The following is a 26,486-nucleotide window of genomic DNA, read 5'->3' as shown; positions in this document are numbered from 1 at the left end:
TAGGATTCATTTTTTGTTTTAACCTTGTTTAACTTGTTTTCCGGTCATATCACTTAGCATACCGGCGTATTGTACGATATCGCCAGAATCATTTTTAATGGCACTGATGGTGAGCCATTGTAAGTAATTCGATCCGTCCTTACGTTTGTTCCAGATTTGTCCTTGCCAGAAGCCTTCTGTTTCGATTTTTCGCCAGAGGTCCTCATAAAATTCTTTTGGCTGTTTACCAGATTTGAGGACATTTGGTGTTTTCCCAATAATTTCTTCCTCTGTAAAACCTGTAACCGTCGTAAAAGCTGGATTCACAGAAATGATTTTTCCATGTAAATCTGTAACCATGATTCCTTCTGCAGTATGATCTATGACCTGTTTCGCAAGTTCCATTCTTCCATTATAGTACATCCACACCACAAGAATTAAGCTTGCTAATGCCACCTCAGATAAGGCCATAAATCCAATTGCGTAATGGCCGTTGACATGGTAGAGAATCCCCAAGAGAATCGGTGGGAAAAATCCCCCTAGTCCGCCAATTGCTGATACAATACCATTCACAATCCCCGCTTGTTTTTGGAAATACATTGGTACTAATTTAAAAATAACCCCATTTCCCATTCCCGCGCAGAAAGCAATTGTTAAGCATCCGATTGTATACCAACCGATTGAAGGCGCAAATGATAGGATCATGGCAGACACCGTATAGCACCCGAACACAAACATCAATAATTTTAGCGAATGGAAACGGTCCGCTAGCCAACCACCTATTGGTCGCATCAAGGTTGCAAGAACAATAAAGCCTGCTGTTCTAATCCCCGCATCGATCTTATCTAAACCGAAATTCTCTACTAAAAAGTTTGGTAAATAAACGGTAAAAGCAACGAAAGAACCAAACGTAATAAAGTAGAATAAGCTTAGAAGCCATAGTTTTTCGTTTTTATAGACTCCTCTAATTTGCTCCATTAAAGGAGTTTGAACCTTTACTTCCTTTTTATCTCCCAATAAAAAGTTTGCTACGATAAAAATCGCAAGGACAATTAAATATAATTGAACGGTTAACGACCAACCGATTTTTGTAGCAATCACTGGTGCTGCAAAGGTTGAAATCGCAGTTCCAAGGTTACCCGCACCATAGATTCCATTAACAAATCCGTGTTTTTCTTTTGGGTAGTATTTAGGTAATGAAGTAACCCCTACCGAGAAAACAGCTCCACCAATACCCAGAAACAGCCCGCCAATCAATAGGTCAGTTACTGTGTCAGCTATACTAATATAGTAAACTGGGAACAACAATAAAATGAAACTTAGTAAAAAGATGATTCGTGCACCAATTTGATTTGCGTAATATCCAAGTGGAATTCGCAAAATGGAACCAAGGACAACGGGTATTGCAGTTACTAATGCTAATTGATTTGCTGGTATATGAATATCCTCTTTCATAAAAGGCAAAAGGGATGAAATAAGCACCCAGACCATAAAACCAACAACAAGGTTTAATGTTTGAAGGGGAAGTTGAATTTTCCTAACCATCCTGTCCACACACCTTTTTTACGACATAGGTTAATCCCGCTTGCTCGTCAAAAGCCGACCAAATATCATCACTTATCGCTACCTCAGCAGTTAAAGGGACCGCAAAGAACTGCAATCGGTCAAAGTAAATGCGGAGGTGGGTCCGATCCGGACAAAGCTCTGTTTTAATAATTTCCTTTTTTACAAATGGAGCTTTATCATCCCCATCTTCATCCAAAATGGACACTTCCACATTTCCCAATATGAAAGATTCCAAGCTACTAATTTCAGTTAACTCCACAGCTGCCACACCCTCTCTTAACAGGATAGATGAACATTTTATAACCTTGAAGATAGGACCAAAAGGCATCGTCTGCATGTGTTTCGATGTAGTCGATGGTTTCATCCTCAGATTGCCATCTACTCATTCCTTTGACCTCAGCAATCACTATTTCAATGCCTTCCTCCGTCTTTTCCTCCAAGTACCAACTCAATCGTATGCCCTTAAACAGCTTTGTTAAGAGCTCATTAATTTCTTCTGTAAAATTACCGGTTGCCTCTCTAATAAAACAAAAATCAAGATAGGTTTCACTGTTCATGTACGTCACGCCTTTTTCAACTTTTTATATACAACCAAAGCGACTGGAAATAACACAATGTTTAAGCCGCAATAGATCAGCGTATTTACATAGTTTTCATAAAAGTATTGATGGACCATTTTTTGTGTAAAAATGATATTTAATAACAAGATGACGGATAGGAGTAGTACACCTTGGTAACTACGCTTCATATCGTTTCACCCTCACCGCATAGACTGCACCATTTTCCACCTTCACTTGAATTTCTGGCAATGGACGGCGTGGTGGACCTGCAGTTGGTGCACCCGTTTCTGCATCAAAGAATCCGTGGTGGCAAGGACAAACCATTTGTCCCTCCTCCTTCACCCAAAAAACAGGACAACGGAGATGGGTACATGCATTTTGATAGGCCACATATTTGGTTTCGGAAAGTCTAATTAAAATGGCATCATCATGGTCACCAGGAAAAGTAAAATCAATAGAATCACCTACAGCCAATTTACTCACATCGGTGATTTTTTTATGGGAATATTCTTTTTCTCCAAGTCCCATTAATTCCTTAGCAGCAACAGCCCCCCATGGCAGAGATGAAATGGCAAACACTCCAGCTGCACCGACTAAAGTCTTCATGAAGCCACGGCGATCAAGGCTTCGTTCATTTTTACGGTTAATATTATGCGTGTAATTATCCTCATTAAAAGGGATTTTATTATTTTTATCAGACGGCATTCCCATCACTCCTTAGCGGATGCTTCCTTTTTGAACAACTTTCTAAAATAACTTCTGAATACCTTGTAAAATACCAGGTAAACTTATCTTTACGTTCGTTTCTCCTTCAAGCGGCATGCTTGTAACCCATTTTCCATTATCAAGATTATGGTGCTTCTTCTTATTTTCGATTTCTTCATCTGTTAACCACTGGATGGTGTTAGACGGACAAACACTTGCACACATTGGTGGAATGCCATCTTTTGAGCGATCGATACAGAGGTCACATTTGTACATTAAGTTTTGCTCTTCATCGAATTTCGGAATTCCATATGGGCACGCAATCGTACAGTTTTGACAGCCAATGCATTTTTCCACGAGTGCAGATAACACGGCACCTGACTCATGGATTTGAATTGCCTGTGCCGGACAACTCCTTGCACAAGCTGGGTTTACACAGTGAAGGCACATAAGTGGCATGGTCTGTCTATTCACTAGCGGATTCACGTCATATACATAGTTTCGGTTTCGTTGTTCATGCCCACCGCATTGTGTACATGCCGCAAGACATGAGCGGCAACCGATACAGTTCTCAAGTTCTAAGTAAAGCCGTTTTTGCATTTATTGCACCTTCTTTGCAACTAATTTTTCAATCTGGGCAGCACATGCCTTGAACTCTGGCATTTTTGAAATTGGATCAAGCGCTGCAATTGTCAGTAGATTTATAGATTCCTCATGACCGAAATGATATGGAACAAATACCGTATCTTTTCGGATCGCTTCCGTGATTTTCACTTTATAAATGCTCTCGCCCCTTCTTGTAAAAAGGCGAACACGTTCTTCATGCTGAATATCATATTTTGCCGCCAATTCTGGATGGACCTCGACATATGGTTCTGGACACATATCATGTAAAAATGAAATACGTCTTGTTTGGTTTCCAGATAAGTAGTGGTACACGACACGTCCTGTTGTTAAGCGAAGTGGATAGTTTTCATCCGGTTCTTCTGCTGGTGGACGATATGGCAATGCACAAATTTTTGCTTTTCCATCTGGATGATAGAATTTCTTATCAAGGAACATATGTGGTGTTCCCTTGTCTTCCTCATCACGGCACGGCCAGAATACGCCGTCTTGTTTTTCGATTTTATCCCAGGTCGCCCCGTAATAATCGGCATATCCACCTTTACTTGCGAGTCGGAACTCGTCGGCAACATCTCTAGCTGTTTTTAAGTGTGAAAAATATTCCCCTCTACCTAGACGCTCTGCAAGTTCAACCTGCATTTGCCAGTCAGGTTTTGATTCACCAATTGGTTCTTGTGCTTTATTGATTTTAATAATACGTCCTTCAATATTCGTAACTGTTCCCTCATCTTCTGACCATGTCACAGACGGGAGAACGACATCTGCAAACTCTGCTGACTCTGATAGGTAAAAGTCTGCACACACCATGAAGTCTAGTGATTTAAGTGCATTTCTGACAAAGTTTAGGTTTGGTGCAGATACTGCCGGATTTGAGCAAAGGAGATAAAGTCCACGAATGGTCTTTTGCTCCATTAGTTCAAACATTTCATATGCAGAAACACCTGGCTTTGGCATTTCTTCAGGAGTAATCCCCCAAACACTGCAAACTTCTTTAACATGCTCCGGATTCGTCAGTTTGCGATAGCCTGGCAACAGGTCTGATTTTTGACCATGTTCTCGGCCACCTTGCCCATTTCCTTGACCTGTAAAAGTGGCTACGCCTGATTTTGGACGGCCAATTTTTCCTGTAATAAGGGCCATATTTGTATATCCAGATACATTATCAACGCCTTTATGTTGTTGCTCAATACCGCGGGCAAACATCACAACCGCATTCGGTGCTTTTCCATAAATCTCAGCAGCGCGAATAATCTTTTCTGGTGCGACTCCTGTTAACTCGCTTGTGTATTCAGGTGTGAATTCCTTCACAAGTTCCTTCGTCTCGTCAAAGCCATTCGTATGATTGGCAATAAATTCTTCATCTGTATAGCCGTTTTCAATAAGCAAATGTAAAATCCCGTTTGCTAGGGCTAAATCTGTACCTGGTTTTAGATCAAGGTGTACATCCGCTCTTCTTGCTATCGGTGTTTCGCGCGGATCCACGACAATGATGTAGCCTCCTCGTTCCTGTACATTCCAGACGCGGAACATGGAAGTCGGGTGACACTCTGCTGTGTTGCTTCCTGCGATAAACAAACAATCTGTTTCATGGATATCTGTCCATGGTAATGTCGATCCACGGTCAACCCCAAAGGAGCGAAGGAATCCACCAGCAGCACTAGACATACAGAAACGGCCATTGTAATCAATGTAACGAGTTCCTAGTGCAACCCGAGCAAATTTTCCTGTTAAATAACATTTTTCATTTGTCATCGATACTCCGCTGAAGACGGATAATGAATCCTTCCCATATTCCGCTTGCAAGCCCTTGAACTTTTTAGCAATTAAATCATATGCTTCATCCCAGCTTGCTTCCCGAAAACCTTCTTTCGTTCCTTTTAAGGAAGCATCATCACGAATAAGTGGTTTTAAGATTCGGTCCTTGTGGTTCGTTTGCTGGTATGCCGTTACCCCTTTCGGACACATTTTTCCGACGGTTACCGGCCAATCATAGCGCGGCTCAACCCCTACAATTTTGTTTGTGGTTGTATTGACGCGTAAATTCATTCCACATTGCATTCCGCAGTAGCTACAATGTGTTTTAATTAATTTTTCGTTCGGATGAATGACATTTTTAACTTCTTTAAAAAACTTATCCCTTTGCATTCTGATTTGCCTCCTTGACTTTAACCTCGTGGGTTGGGAAGCCGGAAAATTGTGCAATCCGGTATTTTCTGCGACATGGAAGACACATTTCTGCTAAATGATGGCCTTCTCTTGTTTTAAAATGAATATCGTTCACATCAAGTACATTGATGACATCTTGTGATTGTTCAGTTGATACAAAGCCCTCTCCACAAACCTTGCATTTCTTCGTTTCTGTTTCTGCATAATGCTCACGATAGTTTCTTGCCAACACACTCATAGGGCGGAATGGAATGTGAGCAAGCTTTCCGAATGGCAGGTAAATCAATGTGATAATCACTGACCATTGGTGGATGAGTGACATCACTGGCTGACCTGCACCATGTAAGAAAATGTTCATGAAGGTTAAAAGTAAACCGGTAATGCTGACTAATAACAGCATATAAAGTGGCAGCAAGTCATACATAAATTTTTGTTCAGCTCTTGCCTGTAGATTTTTCATTCGGCGGTACAATGCCATGCAAACCCCTGCAATTACCATGACTGCGGTAATATTTAAGGCATTATAAGATAGATTCGCGATGATACCATCGGCAGGTACGGTCATGACTTGTATCCCCATCGCAATGATGTTGTAATAGCCATTCTCGTCCATCGTAAAATACATCCAACCGAAGACAAGTGGAAATGTAACAAAACAAGAAAGGATGCAACCCCAACCGATTAAAATATGCTGGGTCCATCGGTAAATTCCCCTATTCCAAATGAAATTGTAGGTAGCTAAATGCTCTACAGATGTTTTTGGGGTTGATTTTCGAAATAAAAGTTTTATACCTTTTTTAATAATGATCTTCGTTGGCGGTCTTTCTCCCCAAGCAATGAAGCGGTAAAAGAAGCCTCCAATGAAAACAATGGTTCCTACCATATAGCCGTATAGATTTAAGTCAACATGTGTAAACATTCTCGTTCCAATAAATGATAAAACCGCCAGCCCTAGCACAGATAAAAACATGGACTTGGCAAACTTTGATGCAAACGCGTTATTATAAGCCGGTGTTTGCTTTTTTTGGATTGCTGCAGCTTTTGCCTGCATACGAACTCCTCCTCAAATCAATTAACATAAACCTATTGTAGAAGAAGTGTGATTTAAAACATATCAGGGAACCCCCCTATCTTTGGAAGAAAAACCCCTTATTTGTAACAATTCCTTGAACGATTGATTTTCAAAAAAACCGCCAGAACATGCTATAATGGAACTATTGTGAATGGAAAACGTCTGATTCGTTTTAGGGGGAGGAATAACGTGGTTAAATTACTGATTGTGGACGACCATGCCGTTGTCCGTTCGGGACTGATGATGCTATTGAACGGGAAAAATAATATAGAAGTAATTGGGGAAGCATCTGAAGGTGACGAAGCGATTAAAAAAGCAAAGGAATTAAACCCTGATGTCGTGCTAATGGATTTAAGCATGCCTCACGGAAAAGATGGATTAACTGCAACACAGGAGCTTCACGAGCTCATGCCAGACATCGCAATCCTCATTTTAACCATGCACGATGATGAGGAATACTTATTTAGGGCCATCCAATCTGGGGCTTCAGGTTATATTTTAAAAAATGCACCACACGAGGATTTGCTGGGAGCAATAGAATCCGTTTCAACAGGGAATGCCTATTTAACACCCTCTGCAACAAAGGTTTTGATGAGTGGATATTTGGACCGCGTTAAAAAGGGTGATAATGCGGACACATTCGCATTGCTTTCAGAACGGGAAAAAGAAGTGCTCGAATGGATTGCAAAGGGTTATTCAAACAAAGAAATCGCTGAGCGTTTAGTGATTAGTGTAAAAACCGTTGAATCACATAAAAGTAACTTAATGGAGAAACTCGGGTTGAAATCTCGACCAGAGCTTGTGAAATACGCAATGAAGAAAGGATTATTGCATTTTGAATAAAATTGACCGACTCAAACACCAATCTGAAATTGGCGGCCCAAATGTACTGAAGCTTTTGGCCGATCTAGAAAAACACATCGAGGATCCTGCTTTTCGCGAAGATGTTGAGAAATCATTGCGTCATCTTGCCGATTTAACCTTTGCACTAGATGAATCCTCGATTGTTGCCATTACAGATCGACAAGGAAAAATTCAATATATCAATAATAAGTTCTGCGAAATTTCAAAGTTTTCAAGAGAAGAGTTAATGGGGCAGGACCACCGAATCATTAATTCCGGCCATCATGACAAGGAATTCTGGAAGGAAATGTGGCGTACAATTGGGTCTGGCCATGTCTGGAAAGGTGAAATTAAGAATAAAGCGAAGGACGGATCATTTTATTGGGTCGATACGACGATTGTTCCCATTTTATCTGAAAATGGACGTCCCAATCAGTATTTAGCCGTTCGACATGAGGTTACCGCCTTAAAAGAAACACAGGAAGAGCTAAAAAGCATGATGACCCGAGTCATCAGCATCCAAGAAGAAGAACGTAAACGTTTTTCACGCGAACTTCATGATGGCATTGGTCAAAGTATGTTTTCATTATTGATTCAACTCGATCAATTGCTTAGTGAAAAGCCGGATGAGCGCCTTGGCCGTTTGCGTCAGGATGTTTCTTTTATGATGGAGGACATCCGCAGTCTTGCCTGGGAACTCCGCCCTTCTGTGTTGGACGATCTTGGTGTCGTTCCAGCACTGCGAAAATATATTGAACACTACTCCCAGCATTACGGAATTGATGTGGAGTTCGAATGCACATTAAAGACACGACTTGATATTCATAAGGAAACAACCATTTATCGCGTTGTCCAGGAGGCGTTAACCAATATCGCCAAATACGCCAATGTAGCAGAAGCGATTGTTAAGATTCAAGAAGGCAATTCGGACGTTACCGTTGAAATAACCGACAAAGGCCAAGGCTTTACAGTTGATGAAAAAGGAAACGGTGTGGGCCTCTTCAGCATGGAAGAACGTGCTCGAGGGATTAGTGGTAGCATTACCTTGGAATCCGAGGTTGGTAAAGGTACTTCGTTAGTGTTAGTGGTACCGAAATAGATGTTTGGCCTGCTTTGATGCAGGCCCTTTTTTGTGCCACATTTCGGATTCTCCTTTGAATCTACTAAATTTTCAAATATAATGAAGGTAATTACTAGAAAGGATGTATGCTATGATCTTAAAACACCGAACAAAACCGGATGAACTGATTGTTCTCGAGTTATTAGACAAGCGAAGTGAATTGTCTAGCAAGGATATGCAGTACTTATCTAATCTAAAAAAAGGTTACGAAGGAGAAGTGTTATTCGATAACTTGACGGAACAACTTCAATGCGAATGCTTACTATTAAATGGATTATTACTAGAAGTAAATAACACAACCTTCCAAATAGACACTCTTACTCTCATCAATGGAAAAACTCACTTTTATGAGGTTAAAAATTATGAAGGCGACTTCTATTATGAGGCAAATAAATTATTCAAGAAACCCAAACAAGAAGTGAGCAACCCCCTACTTCAATTAAGTAGAAGTGAAACTTTGTTAAATCAATTGCTTCGCAACCATGGATGTCACCTCCCAATTGATGCTTCTGTTGTTTTTATCAATCCCTCATTCACTCTTTACCAAGCACCCCTAAATTTACCGGCGATATTACCAACTCAAATCAAGAACTACATGAAGACATTGGACGCAACCCCTATAAAAATAAACGAAAAACAGAAAAAAATAGCGGATTTATTAATGTCATTGCATATCACCAAATCCCCATTTACCAAAGTTCCAAATTATACTTACCAGCAATTTCGAAAAGGGATTACTTGTGAGAAATGTGATTCGTTTTCTGTAGTGGTTGAGGGTAAAAAATGCATATGTAAAGAATGCGAGCATAAAGAATCGGTGACAAACGCTGTATTAAGATCTGTTAAAGAGTATCAGATACTGTTCCCCGAGGAAAAAATAACGACCAATCTTATTTATGATTGGTGTCAAGTAGTTCCTACAAAGAAGTGGATTCGGCAAATATTAAAGAAAAATTATAAATTAGTAGGCGTTCACCAGTGGGCATACTTCGAATAATAATATTGATACTAATTAGTCGGGTGCATAATTAGTCCTTCATCCAATTGGATGAAGGGCTTTTCTCATGCTCTCTTGCTTCGTGCGGGACTTCATCTGCTCTATGAAGGACTTTACGAGCGTGCTCCGGCTTCGTGCGGGACTTCATTAGCTCTATGAAGGACTTTACGCGGCTGCTCTGGCTTCGTGCGGGACTTCATCAGCTCTATGAAGGACTTTACGAGCATGCTCCAGCTGCGTGCAGGACTTCATCTGCTCTATGAAGGACTTTACGGGCGTCCCCTCGCTTCGTGCGGGACTTCATCTGCTCTATGAAGGACTTTACCAGCGTGCTCTGGCTTCGTCCGGGACTTCATCAGCTACATGAAGGACTTTACGCGGCTTCTCTAGCTTCGTGCGGGACTTCATCATCTCTATGAAGGACTTTACGAGTGTGCTCTGGCTTCGTCCGGGACTTCATCCCCTCTATGAAGGACTTTACGAGTGTGCTCTGGCCTCGTGCGGGACTTCATCCACTCTATTTACGCGGCTGCTCTGGCCTCATCCGGGACTTCATCCACTCTATGAAGGACTTTACGCGGCTGCTCTGGCTTCGCGTGGGACTTCACCAACGAAAATACTGATCGAGCTCCGACCAAATCCGCTACTCCAACACACCAAATTGATCTTCACCCCTTCACACTAATTATCCCCAAAACAAAAAACCCCAATCCGCACAAAATCACTTACGAATCGGGGTTCCCCATATAAAAACTAAATCTCGATTATTTTACTGCTTTAACCCAGTCAGCTGCGAATTTTTCTAAGCCTTGGTCTGTAAGTGGGTGCTTAGTAAGTTGCTCAATTACAGAGTATGGAATTGTTGCAATATGTGCACCAGCTAGAGCTACGCGAGTAACGTGGTCTGGGTGTCTTACAGATGCAGCGATGATTTGAGAGTCTAAGTTGTGAACACGGAATAGCTCAGCGATTTTTGCTACAAGCTGTACGCCATCTTCAGAGATATCGTCTAGACGACCTAAGAATGGAGATACATAAGTTGCACCAGCGCGAGCTGCTAATAGAGCTTGGTTCATCGTGAAAATTAAAGTAACGTTAGTTTTAACGCCTTTTTTAGATAGGTAACGAGTTGCTTCTAATCCAGCTACTGTCATTGGAACTTTGATAGTGATGTTTTTGTCGCCACCGTTGATTTTTAGAAGCTCTTCAGCTTCTGCGATCATTTGTTCAGCAGTTTCAGCATCTGGAGATACTTCAGCAGATACACTTTCTACTTCTGGCACAGTTTGAAGGATTTCAGCAATTCGGTCTTCGAATTTAACGCCTTCTTTTACAACAAGTGATGGGTTTGTTGTAACACCAGATAATACGCCCATTTTATACGCTTTTTTAATGTCATCTAAGTTAGCTGTATCGATAAAAAATTTCATTTCTTTTTCCCTCCAGTATCTTATCTTCCATATTGTTAGAAACATTTGACTCACCTATGCGCTTAGGTGGGTCAAATGAGTTAGTAAAAAATTACAGTACTTCTTTAAAGTTCTTTACAACATTTTCAACTGTAAAGCCGTATTCTTGTAGAAGTTTACCAGCTGGTGCAGATGCTCCAAATGTGTTAACTGCAAGTACTTTACCTTCGTCGCCAACGAATTCTTTCCATCCTAGTGGAGAAGCCATTTCGATTCCTAGACGAGCCTTCACAGCTTTTGGAAGAACCGTTTCTTTGTATTCAGCAGATTGCTTTTCGAAGCGATCCCAACTTGGCATACTTACTACTGATACGAAAGTGCCTTCTTTTTCAAGCTCTTTTTGAGCTTCAATTGCTAATGAAACTTCAGAACCTGTTGCAAGTAATAGACCCGCAACTTCTCCTTTTGCTTCAGAAACAACGTAAGCACCTTTTTTAACACCTTCATAAACAGCTTCTTGGTCAAGCTCTAAAGTAGGTAAACCTTGACGAGTTAATACAAGTGCTGTTGGTGTGTCAGTACTTTCAATTGCTAAGCGCCATGCTGCAGCTGTTTCTTTTGCGTCAGCTGGACGTAGAATAGAAAGACCTGGCATTGCACGTAATGCAGCTAATTGCTCAACAGGCTCATGAGTTGGGCCGTCTTCACCAACTGCAATTGAATCATGTGTAAATACATAAGTTACAGGTAACTTCATTAAAGCTGCTAGACGAATTGCTGGACGTAGGTAGTCAGAGAATACGAAGAAAGTTGCTCCGAATACTTTTACGCCACCGTGAAGTGCCATACCGTTGATAGCAGCACCCATTGCAAATTCTCTAACACCGAACCAGATGTTACGAGCAGCAAAGCTGTCGATTGCATAGTTCTTTTCAGAAGTGATAAGAGTCTTGTTTGATCCTGCTAAGTCTGCTGAACCACCGATTAATTGTGGAATTGCAGTAGCAGCCGCATTTAATGCTTTACCTGAAGCATCACGAGTTGCAACTGAAGATCCAGCTTCAAAGCTTGGAAGTGAAGCTTCCCAGTTTTCAGGTAGCTCGCCATTTAATGCCATTTCAAATTGAATTGCTAATTCAGGGTATGCTTTTTTATATTCTGCAAATAATTCATTCCAAACAGTTTCTTTTTGCTTGCCAGCTTCTACAAATTGGCTGTAGTGTTCTTTAACTTCTTCTGGTACGAAGAATGGCTCTTCATAAGTCCAACCGTATGATTCTTTTGTTAAAGTCACTTCATCTTTACCTAGTGGAGCACCGTGAGAAGCCGATTTTCCACCTTTGTTTGGTGAACCAAAACCGATTGTTGTTTTAACTTCAATTAATGTTGGACGGTTTAAATCCGCTTTTGCTTCTTGTAATGCTTTTTGAATTTCTTCAGTGTCATTACCATTTTCAACGCGGATTACTTGCCAGCCGTATGCTTTAAAGCGATCTTCAACACTTTCAGAGAAAGAAAGGTTTAAATCACCATCTAATGAAATATCGTTTGAATCGTACATCACGATAAGACGACCTAATTTTAAGTGTCCTGCTAGTGAAGCTGCTTCTGCGGATACACCTTCCATTAAGTCTCCGTCACCACAAATTGCATATGTAAAGTGGTTAACTAATTCATAATTGTCTTTGTTATAAGTTTCAGCTAGATGTCTTTCTGCCATTGCCATACCAACAGACATTGCAACACCTTGGCCAAGTGGACCTGTAGTTGCTTCAACACCTGGAGTATGACCAAATTCAGGATGTCCTGGAGTTCTACTTCCCCATTGACGGAAACCTTTTAAATCGTCCATTGTTACATCGTAACCGAATAAATGTAGTAAGCTATATAAAAGCATGGAACCATGTCCAGCTGATAATACAAAGCGGTCGCGGTTGAACCAGTTTGGATTTGCAGGGTTATGATTCATTTCTTTTGCCCAAAGAGTGTAAGCCATTGGAGCTGCACCCATTGGCATTCCTGGGTGTCCAGAATTTGCTTTCTCTACACCATCAATTGATAGAGTTCGAATCGTATTAATTGCTAACAAATCTAATTCTTTGTTATTTAAAGCTGTTTTCATGTAACCACACTCCTAATCTATTAAATTAAAGATAGTAATCCTATTGTTATACCCTACCTAAAAAAACCAATCTTTTCAATCTTTAAAATAAGTTGTATAATTAATTCGTTCACTAAACAAATTATAACCATTTATAATGTACCACCCTAGCCTTTATTCGTCAATTATCTAAATACAAACAATTATGTCAAATGTAAATTTAGTTTTTTGAAAGCGTCATCATAAGGAATTTTCACATATTACCATTAATTATGTATAACTTAATGATGAAATCTTCTTTTTAAAATTTAGTTGTACCAACTACCAGATGGAGGATTTGTATGATTACTGGAGATGCAGCATATATAAAAAAAATTAATCGCTCGCTTATATTAGAAAAAATAGTTCAAGAAGGCATGATCTCGAGGGCTGACATTTCCAAAGCAACAGCACTTACAAGGGCCACCGTTTCTGCACAGGTTGCTGATTTATTAGATGAAGACTTAATCATTGAAACTCAGCTAGAACATAATAGTGTTGGGCGAAAGCCAATTATGCTTTCATTAAACGCCAGGGCCGGATATGCGCTGGGAATAGATGTGGATTACAACCAAATCTCATTCACAATATCGGACTTGCTCGGGAAGCTTGTTTTCGAAAAGGCAATCGAATGTAAGAGCCGAGCCTATGAGGACATTCTTCAGATACTAATTGAACAAATCAATTTACTTGATGAGGAATACAGTGACAACCGTTATGGCATTATAGGTGTCGTAATAGCGATTCACGGACTTGTTGGAAAAGATGAAAAGATTCATTTTGTACCTCGATTCTTGTGGCGCTCTGTTCATTTGAAGGAAGACCTTGAAAAAGCATGCAAGCTTGAAATTCATATTGAAAACAATGCAAATATGTCCGCTTTTGCTGAAAGAGTCTTTCTTCACCATGAAACGAACAGCTTACTATGTACCACGATTTATTCAGGAATCGGGCTTGGGATCATTATGGACAATCATTTCTTTCGCGGAAATGATGGGTTCTCTGGTGAAGTCGGTCATATGATCGTCGTTCCACACGGCAGGTCATGTTCTTGTGGGAATGAAGGGTGCTGGGAACAATATGCTTCAGAGTCCGTCTTTTTAGAAAATATAAGAGTGGAAAAAGGTCTTTCCTCTTTTACATATGATGACTTAAAAAAGCTAATTGCTAAAAGCGACCAAGATATCCTTGAGCGTCTCGAACACTTTATTTACTACCTATCGATTGGTTTAAATAATATGATTAACATGTATAATCCGGATACCATTATACTTGATGGAGAAATCTTACGTCTCTACCCCGATTCTATAAAAAAAATAGAAGAGCATTTAACCTCTTCTATCAGTCACTATCGTGAATTATCGGTTTCAACTTTAGGCAAAAGAACCGTTCGAATGGGTGCATGTGCCTTTGCAATCAAACGCTTTTTAGGCGTACCCATTTTAAATTTAACCTATAATAAATGAATAACTTCTAAGGAGCAGGAGCCTGCTCCTTTTTACACGTTCAGATCTCTTTTTTTATAAAAAACATAGGTTACTGCTGTTAGAATGACGATTAAGCAAACAGAGATAACGACGAACACAGCTTCAAACCCATCCCCTGTCAGCATATTTTCCGCTGTAAAATACTTAAATGGGACAACATATTTGAGGACTTCAAGTTTTTCACTTAAATCAATGACAATTGATAAAATAAATGTCAGTAGCAGAATTCCTGTAGCAATGGGTGCCGCTCTTTTCGGGTTCCGGATAACTGCTGCAAGTGCAGAACCAAGCACTAAAAAAAGAATTTGTAAAATAAACATTCCGCCCATTAACATAAGCAGGTCCTCAATCCCATTATCCATTTCAAAAATCAAAACCGTCGCAATTGTTGTAACAGCATTAAAAACGACAAGATTAATAAATGCAGCTACTAGCTTCATCGTTATGACCTTCGTACGGGAAATGGGTTTTACAAATAAGAATTCAAAGGTCTTATCCCGCTCTTCCTTGGCAATGATGGAAGCCCCCATCATCGAGGCATGTATTGTCGCCATCAAAAGCAAATATAAATAAAGAATCGCGAAATACCCAATCGGTGTCGATAAATCTAACGTACCCGTCCCCATTAAGGCTTGAAGTGCTTTTGGCATCGACTCAACCAATTCATTCAAGGATTGCCCAGATGAAGAAAGGCTCGAGTATTCGGTGTTTCCCATGAATATTAAGAGGACAAGTCCGATGCTCCAAATGATGAGAGACTTACGGTATGCCTTCATTTCTCTTAAAAATACATTCATACAAAGACCTCCTTTCTTACACAGAATGAATATCTTTTTTCGTATAGTAGATATAGCTCGCGATAATTGCAACAGCTACAATCCCTAATCCAACTATTAAAAATGCTCCCTCATAACTTGTGTGTTCAATCATATAGTACCAATCAAAGTATTTAAAAGGAGACAGATACCGTTTATACTCATCACCACTTGAACTAAGCATCCCAATAATGAAAAAAGCAAAAACAGTTCCTAAGGAAACGGAGAGTACCGATTTTATTTTTGGCAAGTAAACGGAAAGGAAGATCCCTATCGCAAGAAAAATGACTTGCAATAAAAACAACGAAATCGAAATTAGTAATAACGCTTTAGTACTGTATTCATCCGTTGCCACTGCAGCTACCATTAGCCACGAGGCAACTAAATATACAATGCTTGTGAACAGAATGGATGTAAATGCAGCTAAAATTTTTGCTGTTAAAATGGTTTTTCTTGTGATTGGTTTTGTTAATAAGAAGTCCGCTGTCTTTTCTCTTACTTCCTTTGACACAATCGCCGTGCCAAAATTCATCGCCTGGATTGCCCCACAAAGGCTAATGTACACAAACACGTAAGAGTAAAATCCGAGAACGGAACCAAAGGTATCAACCTGTAGTCCTAATGCTTGCTTCATTGCATCTGGAAAACCATCCAACACCTTTTTATAATCTTCAATATCCTTTGCGATCGTTGGAAACATCGACATAAACAAGACCATCATTCCAACGAGCGATAATGTCCAAATGAGCGTGGTTTTTCGATAGGCCTTACATTCATGAAGAAAGACGTTCATATCATTTTAGGCCTCCTTCTCGTAATAATGCATGAAAATCTCCTCAAGGTCTGGCTCTGTTACGGACAGATTGGTAATCTCAATTCCAGCGATTTTTTCCATTACTGTATTGATATTACCTTTAAACAGGAAGCTAATTTTCTTATCTGTAACCTCTAAATCATTTACCCCTGGAATTGAAAAATAGTTTTTTTCAATTGGAGCTAATGATTCAACCTCAAATCTTTTAAAATTGTTATCTTTTAAAGTACTAATCTTTTCAACGGTTACGATTTTACCTTCCTTGATAATAGCAACCCTGTCACACAGGCGTTGAACCTCGCTTAAAATGTGGGAAGAGAAAAGAATCGTCACCCCTTTTTTATTTTCTTCCTCTAGTAAATCAAAAAAGCGCTGTTGCATCAATGGATCAAGCCCGCTCGTTGGCTCATCAAGAATCACAAGCTTTGGTTCATGGAGAAGTCCCTGGACAATGCCAACCTTTTTCTTGTTTCCAAGTGATAAATCATCAATTTTACGATTCAGGTCGAGCTCCATCATCTCAGCCAGTTCTTTGATTCTCTTGGAGCAATCTTTTTTATAAAAGCTTGCCGAATATTTAAGCAGGTCCTTCACTTTCATATTGTCATAATAAAAGACTTCTGATGGTAGATAACCGATTTCCTTTTTAACTTCAGACGAGAATTGAACAGTATCTTTCCCGAATATTTTTGCACTTCCACTTGTCGGGTAGATGAGTGACAGCATGGTTCGTATTGTTGTGGACTTTCCAGCGCCATTCGGCCCAATAAATCCGAAGATTTCTCCTTCTTCCACATGGAAGCTAATATCTTCAATCCCCCGCGATTTTCCATACATCTTTGTTAGGTTTTGAATTTCAATGACATTCATTTTTCTAGACCTCCCTACATTATTTGTAAAATGCTAGTTTTAGCATTTCGATGTATCCGTCCATTTCTTCAAGCAGATCTTCGAGATTTAACTGGTCTAACGGGATATCTTTTGTTTGTTCTTGCTTTTGATAACCGAAGGCTTCAAGTGACCAAAAAATAATATTCATTGCTTTTTGAATATCGATTCCTTCCTTAAATTTTGATACATCAATCGAACTAGCTAGCTTCGAGTAACTACTAGTAAGGATATCCTTGTTTCTTTTTTCAAGTTCAATCTTAATGTCGGGGGAATCTTCTTCAAAGGCAAGTCTTATAAAGTTAAACATCTCAGGGTGTTTTTTCATTAGTTCAAATTTAATCAATGTAATACTGCGATATTTAGTAAAAATATCAGGCTCATCAAGGTCAATATTGGCAAATAAGTCATTAACCATTAACTCTAAATAATAGTCATATAAGAACAGATATAGTTCTTTTTTATTTTTAAAATAATGAAACAACAGCCCCTTTGATATTCCCGCTTGCTTTACAATTTCATTTGTTGATGCATTCGCATAGTTTTTTTCAGCAAACTCTTTGGTGGCTGCATTTAAGATTCGTTCTTGCTTTTCTTGCTCTAAGTTGAAGAATTTTGAAAGCATGGTAAAACCTCCAATTAACATTGACCAGTTCGGTCAACTCCATTATATCCCTTATTGACCACAATGGTCAACATTAAAAAATGCCCCAAAGATTATCTTTGAGACACAGTTATTCCTAACCAAACAATATGTCGATTTCCTTTTTAAGCTCTTCTAGTAATGGAAAAGTTGAGGCATTACCTAGGCTTTGGGCTACATTCCGGTAATACCACTCTTGTTTATCCTTACCACGGCTAAATCTGCGCCAAACTTGATCGCCCTGCTCCTCATAGTCTCGGATGATTGACCGGATATTATGTAGCTTATCCGCACATACGACTGTTCGGTTATCTTCTGAGGCAGTCCTTAGAAATGAAATCGTATGTTCTTTCCTTGCTTCCCACGGCAGAGATTTATCCGGCTCTGAACAACCGTCCACAAGTTCTGCTACCTCATCACCAAAGCCGTCTCTAATATCCGTTAGAGTTAACTCGGTATCCTCCACTGTATCGTGTAATATTCCTGCAGCTACTAGTTCGGTGCGTGCATTTATTTTCATTAAAATAAGTCCTACCCCAAGTGGATGTGTAATATATGGAATTTTCGTTAGTTTACGATACTGCCCGTCATGTGCTTTACTCGCAACAATAATTGCTTTTTCAATCATGTCCATGATGTTGATCTCCTCCTATCAAATGCGCCTTGGCGTATTTGCGCCCGATTTTTTTCGGGCTTGCTCGAAAAATTACCTCTGAAAAATCGTGGCATCCGCCGGAGGCTTTTACTTTATTCAACAGAATAAAGTTAAAATAACCTGACACAAAATGATGCCAGGTATCCCCATTTACAATACTTTACTCAAAAATGCTTTCATACGGTCATGTTGTGGATTTTCAAATAATTCCTTTGGTTGATTCTCCTCAACAATATAGCCACCATCCATGAAAAGAACACGGTCACCCACTTCACGAGCGAAGCCCATTTCATGGGTCACGACCACCATTGTCATTCCTTCTCGTGCCAGTTGCTTCATAACCTCTAAAACTTCCCCAACCATTTCAGGGTCAAGCGCAGAAGTTGGTTCATCAAAAAGCATGATTCTAGGTTCCATGGCTAGTGCTCTCGCAATCGCAACACGCTGTTTTTGACCACCAGACAATGAATCCGGATAAGCGTCTGCTTTCTCTTCAAGACCAACCTTTTTCAATAACTCCATCCCTTTATTATACGCTTTTTCATTCGAAACCTTCTTTACTTTCAATGGCGAAAGCATAATATTCTCCATGACGGTTTTGTGAGGAAATAAGTTAAACTGCTGGAACACCATCCCGACATCTGTTCTAATTGAATTGATATTTGTTTTCTTATCAGTAATATCGACACCCTCTATAAAAACATGCCCTTCATCTATGGTCTCCAATAAATTAATGCAACGTAAAAAAGTTGATTTCCCGGATCCCGAAGGACCAATGACTACCACAACCTCCTGGGGCTGAATATCAACTGAGATTCCTTTTAACACTTCATTCTTCCCAAAGGATTTTTTTATATTGTCTACTTTGATCATTCTGTTTTCAACCTCTTTTCAAGATAGTTTAGTAGGATTGTCAATGAAAGAGTTAAAATCAAATAAATGAAGGCCGCAGTTAAATATGGTTCCCACACACGCGCATATTGGCCAGTCATCATGCGGCCCCAGTGCATTAATTCCGGTGTTGCTACTACCGACAGAAGGGATGAATCTTTTATTAGAATAACAAATTCGTTTCCTAATGGAGGGATCATTCGTTTAAATGCTTGAGGAATAATGACGTATCTCATCGCTTGAGCATGTGTCATTCCCAACGAGCGAGCGGCTTCCATTTGCCCACGGTCAAGGGATTGGATACCCGCTCTAAAAATCTCTGCTATGTAGGCTGATGCATTTAATGTAAGTGCAATAACACCTGCAACAATTCCGTTTGTTCCACCTAAAAATAGGGGAACAACCCCAAAGTGAACTAAAAAGATTTGGACGAGTAGTGGTGTCCCGCGGAAGAAAGTTACGTAAAACATAAATGGAAGAGCAATCCATTTATTACGGATCATTTTTCCAAGGCCAATAAATAGACCTAGGATTGTCCCAAGTAAGATTCCAGCAATCGATAAACCGATGGTTAATAATGCTCCTCTCCCAAAATAGGGAAGATAATCTATGATTATATCAAACCTAAAATCCATGGTGTGTCCCCCTTTTTATAGCCAAAAATTGCGTAACACATTGAAGTCGTTACGCAATTTCTCACTCGTTTATTTCGAAGCTTCTTGTTCTGCCTTTAATGCTTCTAAATCTGGCTCTGCTCCAAACCATTCTTTATAAATTTCCGTGTATTTTCCACTTTCTATAATGGCTTCAATTGCTTTATCCAAATCAGCTTTTAAGTCGTCACTGCCCTCAGGGAACATCATGCCGTAGAATTCAGCATCAAATGTATCTTTGTCACCAACAACCTTTAGCTTTTTGTCTGGATTTTGCGCTGCGTAGTATTCAATAACACCGTTATCCGCTACAACCGCATCCGCTCCACCGCTTTCAAGCTCAAGAATGGCTAAGTTATTATTTTCAAATGCTTTAATGTCAGGATGCTTTTCACCGAGTACTTTTTCAACCGCGAAATGTCCAGTGGTCGATGCTTGAACCGCTACCTTTTTTCCTTTCAAATCATCAGCAGTTTGAATATTACTATCTTCAGGGATCATAATTTTATTCGTTGATAGGAAAAACGGAATCGTAAATAGATACTCCTTCTTACGGTCTTCGGTAATCGAAATCGACGAGATAGCCATATCATACGAACCTTTATTTAATTCAACAAAAATTGGATCCCAACCCGTATGTTTAATATCTAGTTCGTAGCCTGCCTCCTCAGCTACAGCATTAAGCACATCAATTTCGAAACCAACGATTTTGTCACCTTCCATAAACTCGAATGGTGCATATGCCGCATCTGTCATAACCTTAAGTGTCTTTTTCCCTGTATCTTCTCCCTCTTTTTCTCCGCCTGTCCCACTCGTATCGCTAGTTCCACAGGCTGCCAAGAAGAGAAATACAAGCATGATTGAAAAAACCGTTATTTTCTTCACATATGTAACCCCTTTCACTTTTTATAAAATTTAAAATAGTTAACTTTTTTCCTATATTATCACAATGATAGTCTAAAAGAAATATAGAATTGTTTTTCCCCCTTTGATGTATGCCTATCGTTACATTTTATGAACCATATATAGAACTATAGAACTAACCAAACGACAAATCGGGTGATGACAGGAACTGGAATATCGAATATATTTAGAATAGTAGCTATTTTCGAAAAGGAAGGTGTCTTTGTGGGGGTTGTGAAAGAGTTCGGAAAGATTTTAGCCATTTATTTATGTGTATTTCTATGTGTGATATTATTTGTACTTTTCCCTCGCGAACCTAGTATTGATTTTTCCGGTAAGGCAATGACTGTTGAGTATTCCTATCAATTTAATTTGAAAGAATATGCAACGAGTGTAGGCACATTTTTAAAAGATGTTTATGAGAATAAAAGTCTTGGAGGAACTAAATTCGCCTCCCTCTCAGCCGAAGATGAAATTGCGAAGTTTTTTCCGAGAAGTCTTAAAATCATTGTGATTGGGTTCATTCTTAGTGTCGTGTTCGGAATAGTAAAAGGGATTCTTGACTATCGATGGACAAATTCGAAAAAGAGCTTTTTAGGAAGTGGTGCCACCTGGTTCCTCTCAGGAGTTCCTGACTTTTTTATTATCATTTGTTTAAGCTATTTTCTACTATTATATGTACCGGATTTTAGCATCATGGGAACGGAAGCCTGGTGGAAATTTATCGCACCCAGTATTCTCGTATCAATTGCGCCTATGCTTTATGTTGCAAGAATCACGTCGGTTTCACTTCTAACTCAGGACCGCGAACCTTACATTCAAGTGGCATTTGCTAAGGGATTCACAAAAAATAAAGTGTTGCTCAATCATATGATGAGATCGTGCTTAATCACGGTTTCTAGTCATTTGCAATCAATAATGGTATTTGTTTTATCAAACCTATTGGTTGTCGAATATTTACTAGGTTACCAAGGAGCTGCCTATCGATTATTTTCGGCAATTGGCTATACCAACTTTATCCCGCCAGGTGGCGGTGCCGATGAACGTGGTCTAATCATTGGAATTTGTATTAGCTTTCTAATACTTGTGATGGTGGCTCATATGATAAGCCAAGTACTCAAAATGAGATTAGATCCAAAATAGGGGTGTTTTATGTTAAATCGAAATTGGTTTTTAATCACTGGCATATTTATGTTAAGTATTCTTCTTCTCATTACCTTTGTGGGTCCACATATACCATATGTTAAAGAAGGAATTGAAGAGGGCAGAATTCGTTTTTTAGACGGCGGCAAGGGGTTGCTTAAAGCACCTTTTTCACCAGGACAACAACCTCCATTTGGCTCTGACCATGAAGGTAGAGATTTATTAAGTGTGATCATCGTTGGTGCGAAAGATACACTAAAAATCATCTTAGGAATTGTGGTTATTCGCTATTGTTTAGCCATCCCTCTTGGGTTACTAGCAACACGTAAAAATAATCCGTTTTCTTGGATTGTTACAACTTGGAACAATGTCTTTTCTAGTATTCCGATTATTTTTTCGGCACTGCTTTTATTGGCAATTCCAGCCCTTGTAATGAATGAAAATCGCTTGTGGTGGTCGGTTTTACTTTTAGCATTAATTGAGGTTGGAAAAGTAAGTCACATCATCCGTGAGGAAACCCAAAGAATCGTAAGGAAACCGTATATAGAGGCTGGAATTACAGTCGGCATTTCCCCACTTCGACTTGCGTTAGGAAACATTTTACCCAATACATACCCTGCCATTATGGTCAATTTCTTTATTGATATCGGAAGAACCTGTCTTTTAATCGCACAATTAGGTATTTTTGGTGTGTTTCTTTCACAAGTGTTTGTTCAAACCAATTATGGTGTCGGAGAGATGATTAATACAAGTCTTAACTGGCCAACGTTACTCGGACAAGCTAGAAAAGACATGATTAGCTCGATTTGGATTCCATTTTGGACCTGTGTTGCAATCTCCTTTACGATGTTTACTTTTACCATTCTAGGGGAAGGCTTGAGAAGGTATTTTGATCGAAAAACAACCTAAGTTGTCAATATTCCTTGTTAAAGTGTATAGTAATGATGGGAAATATTATTGAAAACTGTAAGTTGAAAGGAGCTTGTTAATGACTACACCAAATAATGAATTACCAGCTAAAACATGTTCCATTGAGCGTCTTGTGACAATGGAGTCAGACGTAAAAAAAGTTTTAGAAGGTAAAAAAACAGCTACACGTAGAAATGGTCGATATGCAGATGTTGGAGAAATCATGACACTTGAGGGTCAACAATTTAAAATTGACCGTGTATATGAACAATCCCTTGGTGAGTTGACAGACGAGGATGCGAAAAGGGAAGGCTTTGATACTGTTGACGAATACAAAGAATCGATTCTTTCCTACCATCCTGGTATGCCTTGGCTCCCTCATATGAAAGTTTGGGTTCATGAGTTTAGTAAAGTCAATTAATAACATCAGAAAACCCTTGTCATTATAAGATGGACAAGGGTTTTCTCTATTTATGACTTGTTTTTTCAAAAAGTGCCTGCTGATGTATCGCATAATCTTCAGGTGCTACCGTTTTTATTTTCGTGATGAAATAATAGTATTTATAAATAACAACTGCGACCAAAAATAATTTTAACCAGATGCTATCTAAAATAACAAATGGAACTGCGATCATCGCATCTGCGGTTAACAAAATGGTCAGCTTTTGTTTTAACGTCATTTCACGCCGCTTCACAAAACCTTCTAAATGCTTTTTATAGATACTAGTCCCTTTAAACCAACGATCAAATTTTTCCGATCCTTTTACAAAAAAGAATGATGCTAGTAGTAACAGGGGCGTAGTTGGGATGATGGGCAATACGATTCCTACTACCCCAAGGCCAAAGAAAATAAAACCTAAAACAATATATAAAAATTTTGTGATACTCTTCACCATATTGTCCCCTTTCTAAGACTTTAAGGACTTCTTTCCTATTATACCACGTATCTTTTACTGGAAAACCACTGTCACAAAATAGTAAGATTATGAATAGGGAGTTGTGAGTTACATCACTTACCTTATTTATTATCGTGCTATCATAATAGTGGAATATGTTGTAAATGGGGGACCATAAAATGGATGTTGTTTATCAAGCACTTGTTTTCATACATATTTTTTCAGCCATCCTCGGAATGGGACCTGGCTTTATTTTAACAACGGTTGTGAAGTCGGGAGATACGATGACAGAGCTTAGACATTCGTATGCAATTAGACATAGGCTACACATATTTGTCATGGTTGGCGGTATACTCCTGCTCGTTTCTGGACTTTTAATGGGGGCTATTAATCCTTATCTCTTTACAATGGGCTGGTATGTGACAAGCTTATTGCTGTTTCTTGTTGCGCTAGCGATGGGTCCATTCGCCCTTACCCCTAAATCAAAGCCAGTAAAAGCTTTATTAGAATCACATCAAGGTGAAGACATTCCTGCCGAATACTACCCTTTGGCAAAAGCACTTTTTCGAGTAGAACATCTCGAGAATACTGTCTTTTTGATTATCATTGCATTAATGATCTTAAAGCCTTTTTAATTGATATAACAGTTTATTCTACAAAATCCCCATCATTCATTGGTGGGGATTTTCTTCGAGTGCTTGTTTCTTTTTAAATGGAAATGTAGCTCCTTGTGTAATCAGGCTTATTAATAGAACAACCCCTACAAGTAAGGATGCGATAATCCAAAAATTAATGCCAAATCCAACGACCTTGAATGCCCCTTCGTAATAATTCACGTCTGGACGATTCATATTAGATGATATGATTGCAGCCGTAACATGTTTTGTGGCATACAAAAAAGCAGAAACCGCGATGAAAAAGCACCCCACAAATGCCTTAACTTGTTTCATTCTACCCCTCTTCTCTATTTCACTTTTGGTTAATCGTACCATGATTACAGTTGGTAGGACATATTACTTTTTGCCTATGTTCGATACAGGGTTTCTCACAAAAAAATGCCGCATAAAGAATTTCTTCTTTATACGGCTCTAGGTTTACGCTTCTACTAATTCTTTTTCTAGCATGGTTCCTTGTTGGGCAAAGTTTGTATGCCATGAGAATGCTTTTTCTAATACATGTGGTGTTTGGCCACCTCTTGTAAGTGCTTCTTGGTAGTAATCACGAAGCTGTTGCTTATACATTGGATGTGCACAGTTTTCAATCAATAATTCCACACGTTCTCTCGGTGCAAGTCCTCGTAAGTCTGCATATCCTTGTTCTGTTACGATGACATCAACATCATGCTCTGTATGGTCCACATGTGAGACAAATGGAACGATACTTGAAATGTCGCCACCTTTTGCAATTGATTTTGTAACGAAAATCGCTAGGCGTGCGTTTCGAGCAAAGTCACCAGAACCACCGATTCCGTTCATCATCTTTGTACCAAGCACATGGGTTGAATTGACGTTTCCGTATATATCAAGTTCAAGTGCTGTGTTTATTGAAATCAGTCCGAGACGACGGATAATCTCAGGATGATTTGAAATCTCCTGTGGTCGCATAATTAAACGATCACGATACTTGTCAAAGTTCCCAAACACTTTTTTCATTTTTTCTTCTGATAAAGTTATCGAACAGCAAGAAGCAAAGCTTACTTTGCCCGCATCCATTAAGTCAAATACCGCATCCTGTAATACTTCAGAATAAACCTCTAAATCTGTGAAATCAGAATCAAGCATACCGTGTAGTACCGCATTTGCCACAGATCCAATCCCAGATTGTAGTGGTGCAAGCTTCTCTGTTAAACGGCCAGCTTCAACTTCTTTTCGTAAAAAGGTTAAAAGATGCTGTGCCATTATTTCTGTTTCTTCATCTGGTGGTACGATTGTTGACGGAGAATCCGTTTGGTCTGTAAACACAATTCCCTTGATTTTTTCTACATCTACTTTGATTCCAGGCAAGCCAATTCGATCATCTGACTTTGTTAACGGAATAGGTTCTCTTTCGCCTTGCTTACCTGGTGCATATAAATCATGAACTCCTTTAAGCTCAGTTGTTTGTGCAAGGTTGATTTCAACAATGATTGATTTAGCATGCTGTGCAAATGTTAAAGAATTCCCGATTGAAGTTGTTGGAATGATTAACCCATCTTCATCAATTGATATCGCTTCCAAAATTGCGACATCGACATCCATCACATTTGAACGAATTAATTCTGATGTATGAGATAAATGCTGATCTACAAATAAGAAGTCCCCATTGTTAATACCTTTTCTCATTGTTGGATCAGCTTGAAATGGTAAACGCTTACCTAAAATTCCTGCTTCAGCGAATAATTTATCAACATCAGAGCCTAATGATGCCCCTGTATATACGTTTACTTTTAGGCTTTCCGTTTCGGCACGTTTTACAAGTGCGAATGGTACCGCTTTCACGTCACCGGCACGTGTAAAGCCACTAAGGCCTAATGTCATACCGTCCTGAATCCACTCTGCTGCTTCTTCGGGTGTAACAACACGGTCATGTAGACGGGTGTCCTTAATGCGATCTAGTTTATTAGTCATAT

The 26,486-nt window shown here is 39.3% G+C and carries 29 protein-coding genes; 8 read left to right on the top strand and 21 right to left on the bottom strand.

What is annotated here, in order from left to right; genetic code table 11:
• Positions 1 to 18 precede the first annotated feature (18 nt).
• The 8 genes from ACFSFW_RS19945 to ACFSFW_RS19910 are packed head-to-tail and all read right to left on the bottom strand — an operon-like array spanning position 19 to position 6,651.
• The gene (locus ACFSFW_RS19945) at positions 19 to 1,524 is read right to left on the bottom strand and encodes a nitrate/nitrite transporter (RefSeq protein WP_388040760.1); all 1,506 of its coding nucleotides are present in this window, start codon (positions 1,522 to 1,524) and stop codon (positions 19 to 21) included.
• Entirely contained in the window at positions 1,517 to 1,804 is a 288-nt protein-coding gene (locus tag ACFSFW_RS19940) for a hypothetical protein (protein ID WP_388040758.1), read from the bottom strand. Before ACFSFW_RS19940 ends, ACFSFW_RS19945 begins: the two co-directional genes overlap by 8 nt.
• The gene (locus ACFSFW_RS19935) at positions 1,791 to 2,102 is read right to left on the bottom strand and encodes a hypothetical protein (protein ID WP_099353994.1); all 312 of its coding nucleotides are present in this window, start codon (positions 2,100 to 2,102) and stop codon (positions 1,791 to 1,793) included. The genes ACFSFW_RS19940 and ACFSFW_RS19935 overlap by 14 nt, the downstream gene beginning before the upstream one ends.
• 5 nt (positions 2,103 to 2,107) lie before the next feature.
• Positions 2,108 to 2,293, bottom strand: coding sequence for a hypothetical protein (locus tag ACFSFW_RS19930; protein WP_099361049.1), 186 nt, complete (start codon positions 2,291 to 2,293; stop codon positions 2,108 to 2,110).
• Positions 2,283 to 2,810, bottom strand: a complete 528-nt coding sequence (locus ACFSFW_RS19925; protein WP_388040755.1) for a Rieske (2Fe-2S) protein — start codon at positions 2,808 to 2,810, stop codon at positions 2,283 to 2,285. The genes ACFSFW_RS19930 and ACFSFW_RS19925 overlap by 11 nt, the downstream gene beginning before the upstream one ends.
• A gap of 42 nt (positions 2,811 to 2,852) precedes the next feature.
• Complete coding sequence (locus ACFSFW_RS19920; protein ID WP_099353997.1) at positions 2,853 to 3,410, bottom strand: 4Fe-4S dicluster domain-containing protein; 558 nt, start codon at positions 3,408 to 3,410, stop codon at positions 2,853 to 2,855.
• A complete protein-coding gene (locus ACFSFW_RS19915) occupies positions 3,411 to 5,579 on the bottom strand; it encodes a molybdopterin oxidoreductase family protein (RefSeq protein ID WP_388040752.1) in 2,169 nt (722 codons plus the stop codon).
• Complete coding sequence (locus ACFSFW_RS19910) at positions 5,566 to 6,651, bottom strand: hypothetical protein (RefSeq protein ID WP_388040751.1); 1,086 nt, start codon at positions 6,649 to 6,651, stop codon at positions 5,566 to 5,568. Before ACFSFW_RS19910 ends, ACFSFW_RS19915 begins: the two co-directional genes overlap by 14 nt.
• A 210-nt stretch (positions 6,652 to 6,861) precedes the next feature.
• On the opposite strand from ACFSFW_RS19910, the gene ACFSFW_RS19905 reads away from it, so the two are divergent.
• The 3 genes from ACFSFW_RS19905 (at position 6,862) to ACFSFW_RS19895 (ending at position 9,632) form a co-directional block, all read left to right on the top strand.
• On the top strand, positions 6,862 to 7,515 hold the full coding sequence (locus tag ACFSFW_RS19905) for a response regulator (RefSeq protein ID WP_309100455.1): 654 nt from the start codon (positions 6,862 to 6,864) through the stop codon (positions 7,513 to 7,515).
• A complete protein-coding gene (locus tag ACFSFW_RS19900; protein WP_388040749.1) occupies positions 7,508 to 8,614 on the top strand; it encodes a PAS domain-containing sensor histidine kinase in 1,107 nt (368 codons plus the stop codon). The genes ACFSFW_RS19905 and ACFSFW_RS19900 overlap by 8 nt, the downstream gene beginning before the upstream one ends.
• Positions 8,615 to 8,726: 112 nt before the next feature.
• The gene (locus ACFSFW_RS19895) at positions 8,727 to 9,632 is read left to right on the top strand and encodes a nuclease-related domain-containing protein (protein ID WP_388040748.1); all 906 of its coding nucleotides are present in this window, start codon (positions 8,727 to 8,729) and stop codon (positions 9,630 to 9,632) included.
• 764 nt (positions 9,633 to 10,396) lie between these two features.
• Here ACFSFW_RS19895 and fsa read toward each other — a convergent pair.
• Both fsa and tkt read right to left on the bottom strand, forming a co-directional pair.
• Positions 10,397 to 11,062, bottom strand: coding sequence for a fructose-6-phosphate aldolase (gene fsa, locus ACFSFW_RS19890; RefSeq protein ID WP_099354003.1), 666 nt, complete (start codon positions 11,060 to 11,062; stop codon positions 10,397 to 10,399).
• 91 nt (positions 11,063 to 11,153) lie between these two features.
• On the bottom strand, positions 11,154 to 13,163 hold the full coding sequence (gene tkt, locus ACFSFW_RS19885; protein ID WP_388040747.1) for a transketolase: 2,010 nt from the start codon (positions 13,161 to 13,163) through the stop codon (positions 11,154 to 11,156).
• Positions 13,164 to 13,483: 320 nt separating this feature from the next.
• On the opposite strand from tkt, the gene ACFSFW_RS19880 reads away from it, so the two are divergent.
• Positions 13,484 to 14,647 carry an ROK family protein gene (locus ACFSFW_RS19880; RefSeq protein ID WP_388040746.1) on the top strand — a complete coding sequence of 388 codons (1,164 nt, stop codon included), beginning with the start codon at positions 13,484 to 13,486 and terminating at the stop codon, positions 14,645 to 14,647.
• A gap of 32 nt (positions 14,648 to 14,679) precedes the next feature.
• Here ACFSFW_RS19880 and ACFSFW_RS19875 read toward each other — a convergent pair whose 3' ends face one another.
• The 8 genes from ACFSFW_RS19875 to ACFSFW_RS19840 all read right to left on the bottom strand — a co-directional run bounded on the left by ACFSFW_RS19875 (position 14,680) and on the right by ACFSFW_RS19840 (position 20,912).
• Positions 14,680 to 15,465, bottom strand: a complete 786-nt coding sequence (locus tag ACFSFW_RS19875) for a DUF2705 family protein (RefSeq protein ID WP_388040745.1) — start codon at positions 15,463 to 15,465, stop codon at positions 14,680 to 14,682.
• A gap of 16 nt (positions 15,466 to 15,481) precedes the next feature.
• Positions 15,482 to 16,276, bottom strand: a complete 795-nt coding sequence (locus tag ACFSFW_RS19870; RefSeq protein ID WP_388040744.1) for an ABC transporter permease subunit — start codon at positions 16,274 to 16,276, stop codon at positions 15,482 to 15,484.
• Positions 16,277 to 16,282: 6 nt separating this feature from the next.
• The gene (locus ACFSFW_RS19865; RefSeq protein ID WP_304215376.1) at positions 16,283 to 17,167 is read right to left on the bottom strand and encodes an ABC transporter ATP-binding protein; all 885 of its coding nucleotides are present in this window, start codon (positions 17,165 to 17,167) and stop codon (positions 16,283 to 16,285) included.
• A gap of 19 nt (positions 17,168 to 17,186) precedes the next feature.
• Positions 17,187 to 17,810 carry a TetR/AcrR family transcriptional regulator gene (locus tag ACFSFW_RS19860; protein ID WP_388040741.1) on the bottom strand — a complete coding sequence of 208 codons (624 nt, stop codon included), beginning with the start codon at positions 17,808 to 17,810 and terminating at the stop codon, positions 17,187 to 17,189.
• Positions 17,811 to 17,925: 115 nt separating this feature from the next.
• Positions 17,926 to 18,462 (bottom strand): HD domain-containing protein, encoded by a 537-nt coding sequence (locus ACFSFW_RS19855; protein WP_304215380.1) that lies wholly within the window; start codon positions 18,460 to 18,462, stop codon positions 17,926 to 17,928.
• A gap of 171 nt (positions 18,463 to 18,633) precedes the next feature.
• Positions 18,634 to 19,356 carry an amino acid ABC transporter ATP-binding protein gene (locus tag ACFSFW_RS19850; RefSeq protein WP_388040739.1) on the bottom strand — a complete coding sequence of 241 codons (723 nt, stop codon included), beginning with the start codon at positions 19,354 to 19,356 and terminating at the stop codon, positions 18,634 to 18,636.
• Entirely contained in the window at positions 19,353 to 20,009 is a 657-nt protein-coding gene (locus tag ACFSFW_RS19845; protein WP_388040737.1) for an amino acid ABC transporter permease, read from the bottom strand. Before ACFSFW_RS19845 ends, ACFSFW_RS19850 begins: the two co-directional genes overlap by 4 nt.
• A gap of 69 nt (positions 20,010 to 20,078) precedes the next feature.
• A complete protein-coding gene (locus ACFSFW_RS19840; protein ID WP_304215385.1) occupies positions 20,079 to 20,912 on the bottom strand; it encodes a basic amino acid ABC transporter substrate-binding protein in 834 nt (277 codons plus the stop codon).
• 243 nt (positions 20,913 to 21,155) lie between these two features.
• On the opposite strand from ACFSFW_RS19840, the gene ACFSFW_RS19835 reads away from it, so the two are divergent.
• The 3 genes from ACFSFW_RS19835 (at position 21,156) to ACFSFW_RS19825 (ending at position 23,403) form a co-directional block, all read left to right on the top strand.
• On the top strand, positions 21,156 to 22,073 hold the full coding sequence (locus ACFSFW_RS19835) for an ABC transporter permease subunit (protein ID WP_304215387.1): 918 nt from the start codon (positions 21,156 to 21,158) through the stop codon (positions 22,071 to 22,073).
• 9 nt (positions 22,074 to 22,082) lie between these two features.
• Positions 22,083 to 22,982 carry an ABC transporter permease gene (locus ACFSFW_RS19830; RefSeq protein WP_099354014.1) on the top strand — a complete coding sequence of 300 codons (900 nt, stop codon included), beginning with the start codon at positions 22,083 to 22,085 and terminating at the stop codon, positions 22,980 to 22,982.
• Between the two features lie 79 nt (positions 22,983 to 23,061).
• Positions 23,062 to 23,403, top strand: coding sequence for an ASCH domain-containing protein (locus ACFSFW_RS19825; RefSeq protein WP_304215391.1), 342 nt, complete (start codon positions 23,062 to 23,064; stop codon positions 23,401 to 23,403).
• Positions 23,404 to 23,449: 46 nt separating this feature from the next.
• Here ACFSFW_RS19825 and ACFSFW_RS19820 read toward each other — a convergent pair whose 3' ends face one another.
• Positions 23,450 to 23,878, bottom strand: coding sequence for a YbaN family protein (locus ACFSFW_RS19820; RefSeq protein WP_304215392.1), 429 nt, complete (start codon positions 23,876 to 23,878; stop codon positions 23,450 to 23,452).
• A 179-nt stretch (positions 23,879 to 24,057) separates the two neighbouring features.
• Here ACFSFW_RS19820 and ACFSFW_RS19815 point away from each other — a divergent pair, with 179 nt between their 5' ends.
• The gene (locus tag ACFSFW_RS19815; RefSeq protein WP_304215395.1) at positions 24,058 to 24,513 is read left to right on the top strand and encodes a DUF2269 family protein; all 456 of its coding nucleotides are present in this window, start codon (positions 24,058 to 24,060) and stop codon (positions 24,511 to 24,513) included.
• Between the two features lie 36 nt (positions 24,514 to 24,549).
• Here the strand turns inward: ACFSFW_RS19815 and ACFSFW_RS19810 are convergent, their stop codons facing one another.
• Both ACFSFW_RS19810 and scpC read right to left on the bottom strand, forming a co-directional pair.
• Complete coding sequence (locus ACFSFW_RS19810) at positions 24,550 to 24,828, bottom strand: hypothetical protein (RefSeq protein ID WP_304215397.1); 279 nt, start codon at positions 24,826 to 24,828, stop codon at positions 24,550 to 24,552.
• Positions 24,829 to 24,972: 144 nt separating this feature from the next.
• Positions 24,973 to 26,484 (bottom strand): succinyl-CoA:acetate CoA-transferase ScpC, encoded by a 1,512-nt coding sequence (gene scpC, locus ACFSFW_RS19805; RefSeq protein ID WP_388040733.1) that lies wholly within the window; start codon positions 26,482 to 26,484, stop codon positions 24,973 to 24,975.
• Between the last annotated feature and the right edge of the window lie 2 nt (positions 26,485 to 26,486).

It is taken from the genome of Ferdinandcohnia salidurans (assembly GCF_042680725.1).
GTDB lineage: Bacteria > Bacillota > Bacilli > Bacillales > Bacillaceae_L > Ferdinandcohnia > Ferdinandcohnia salidurans.
Note: the sequence above shows the minus strand (reverse complement) of the source record. Positions and strands in the feature narration are given on the sequence as shown.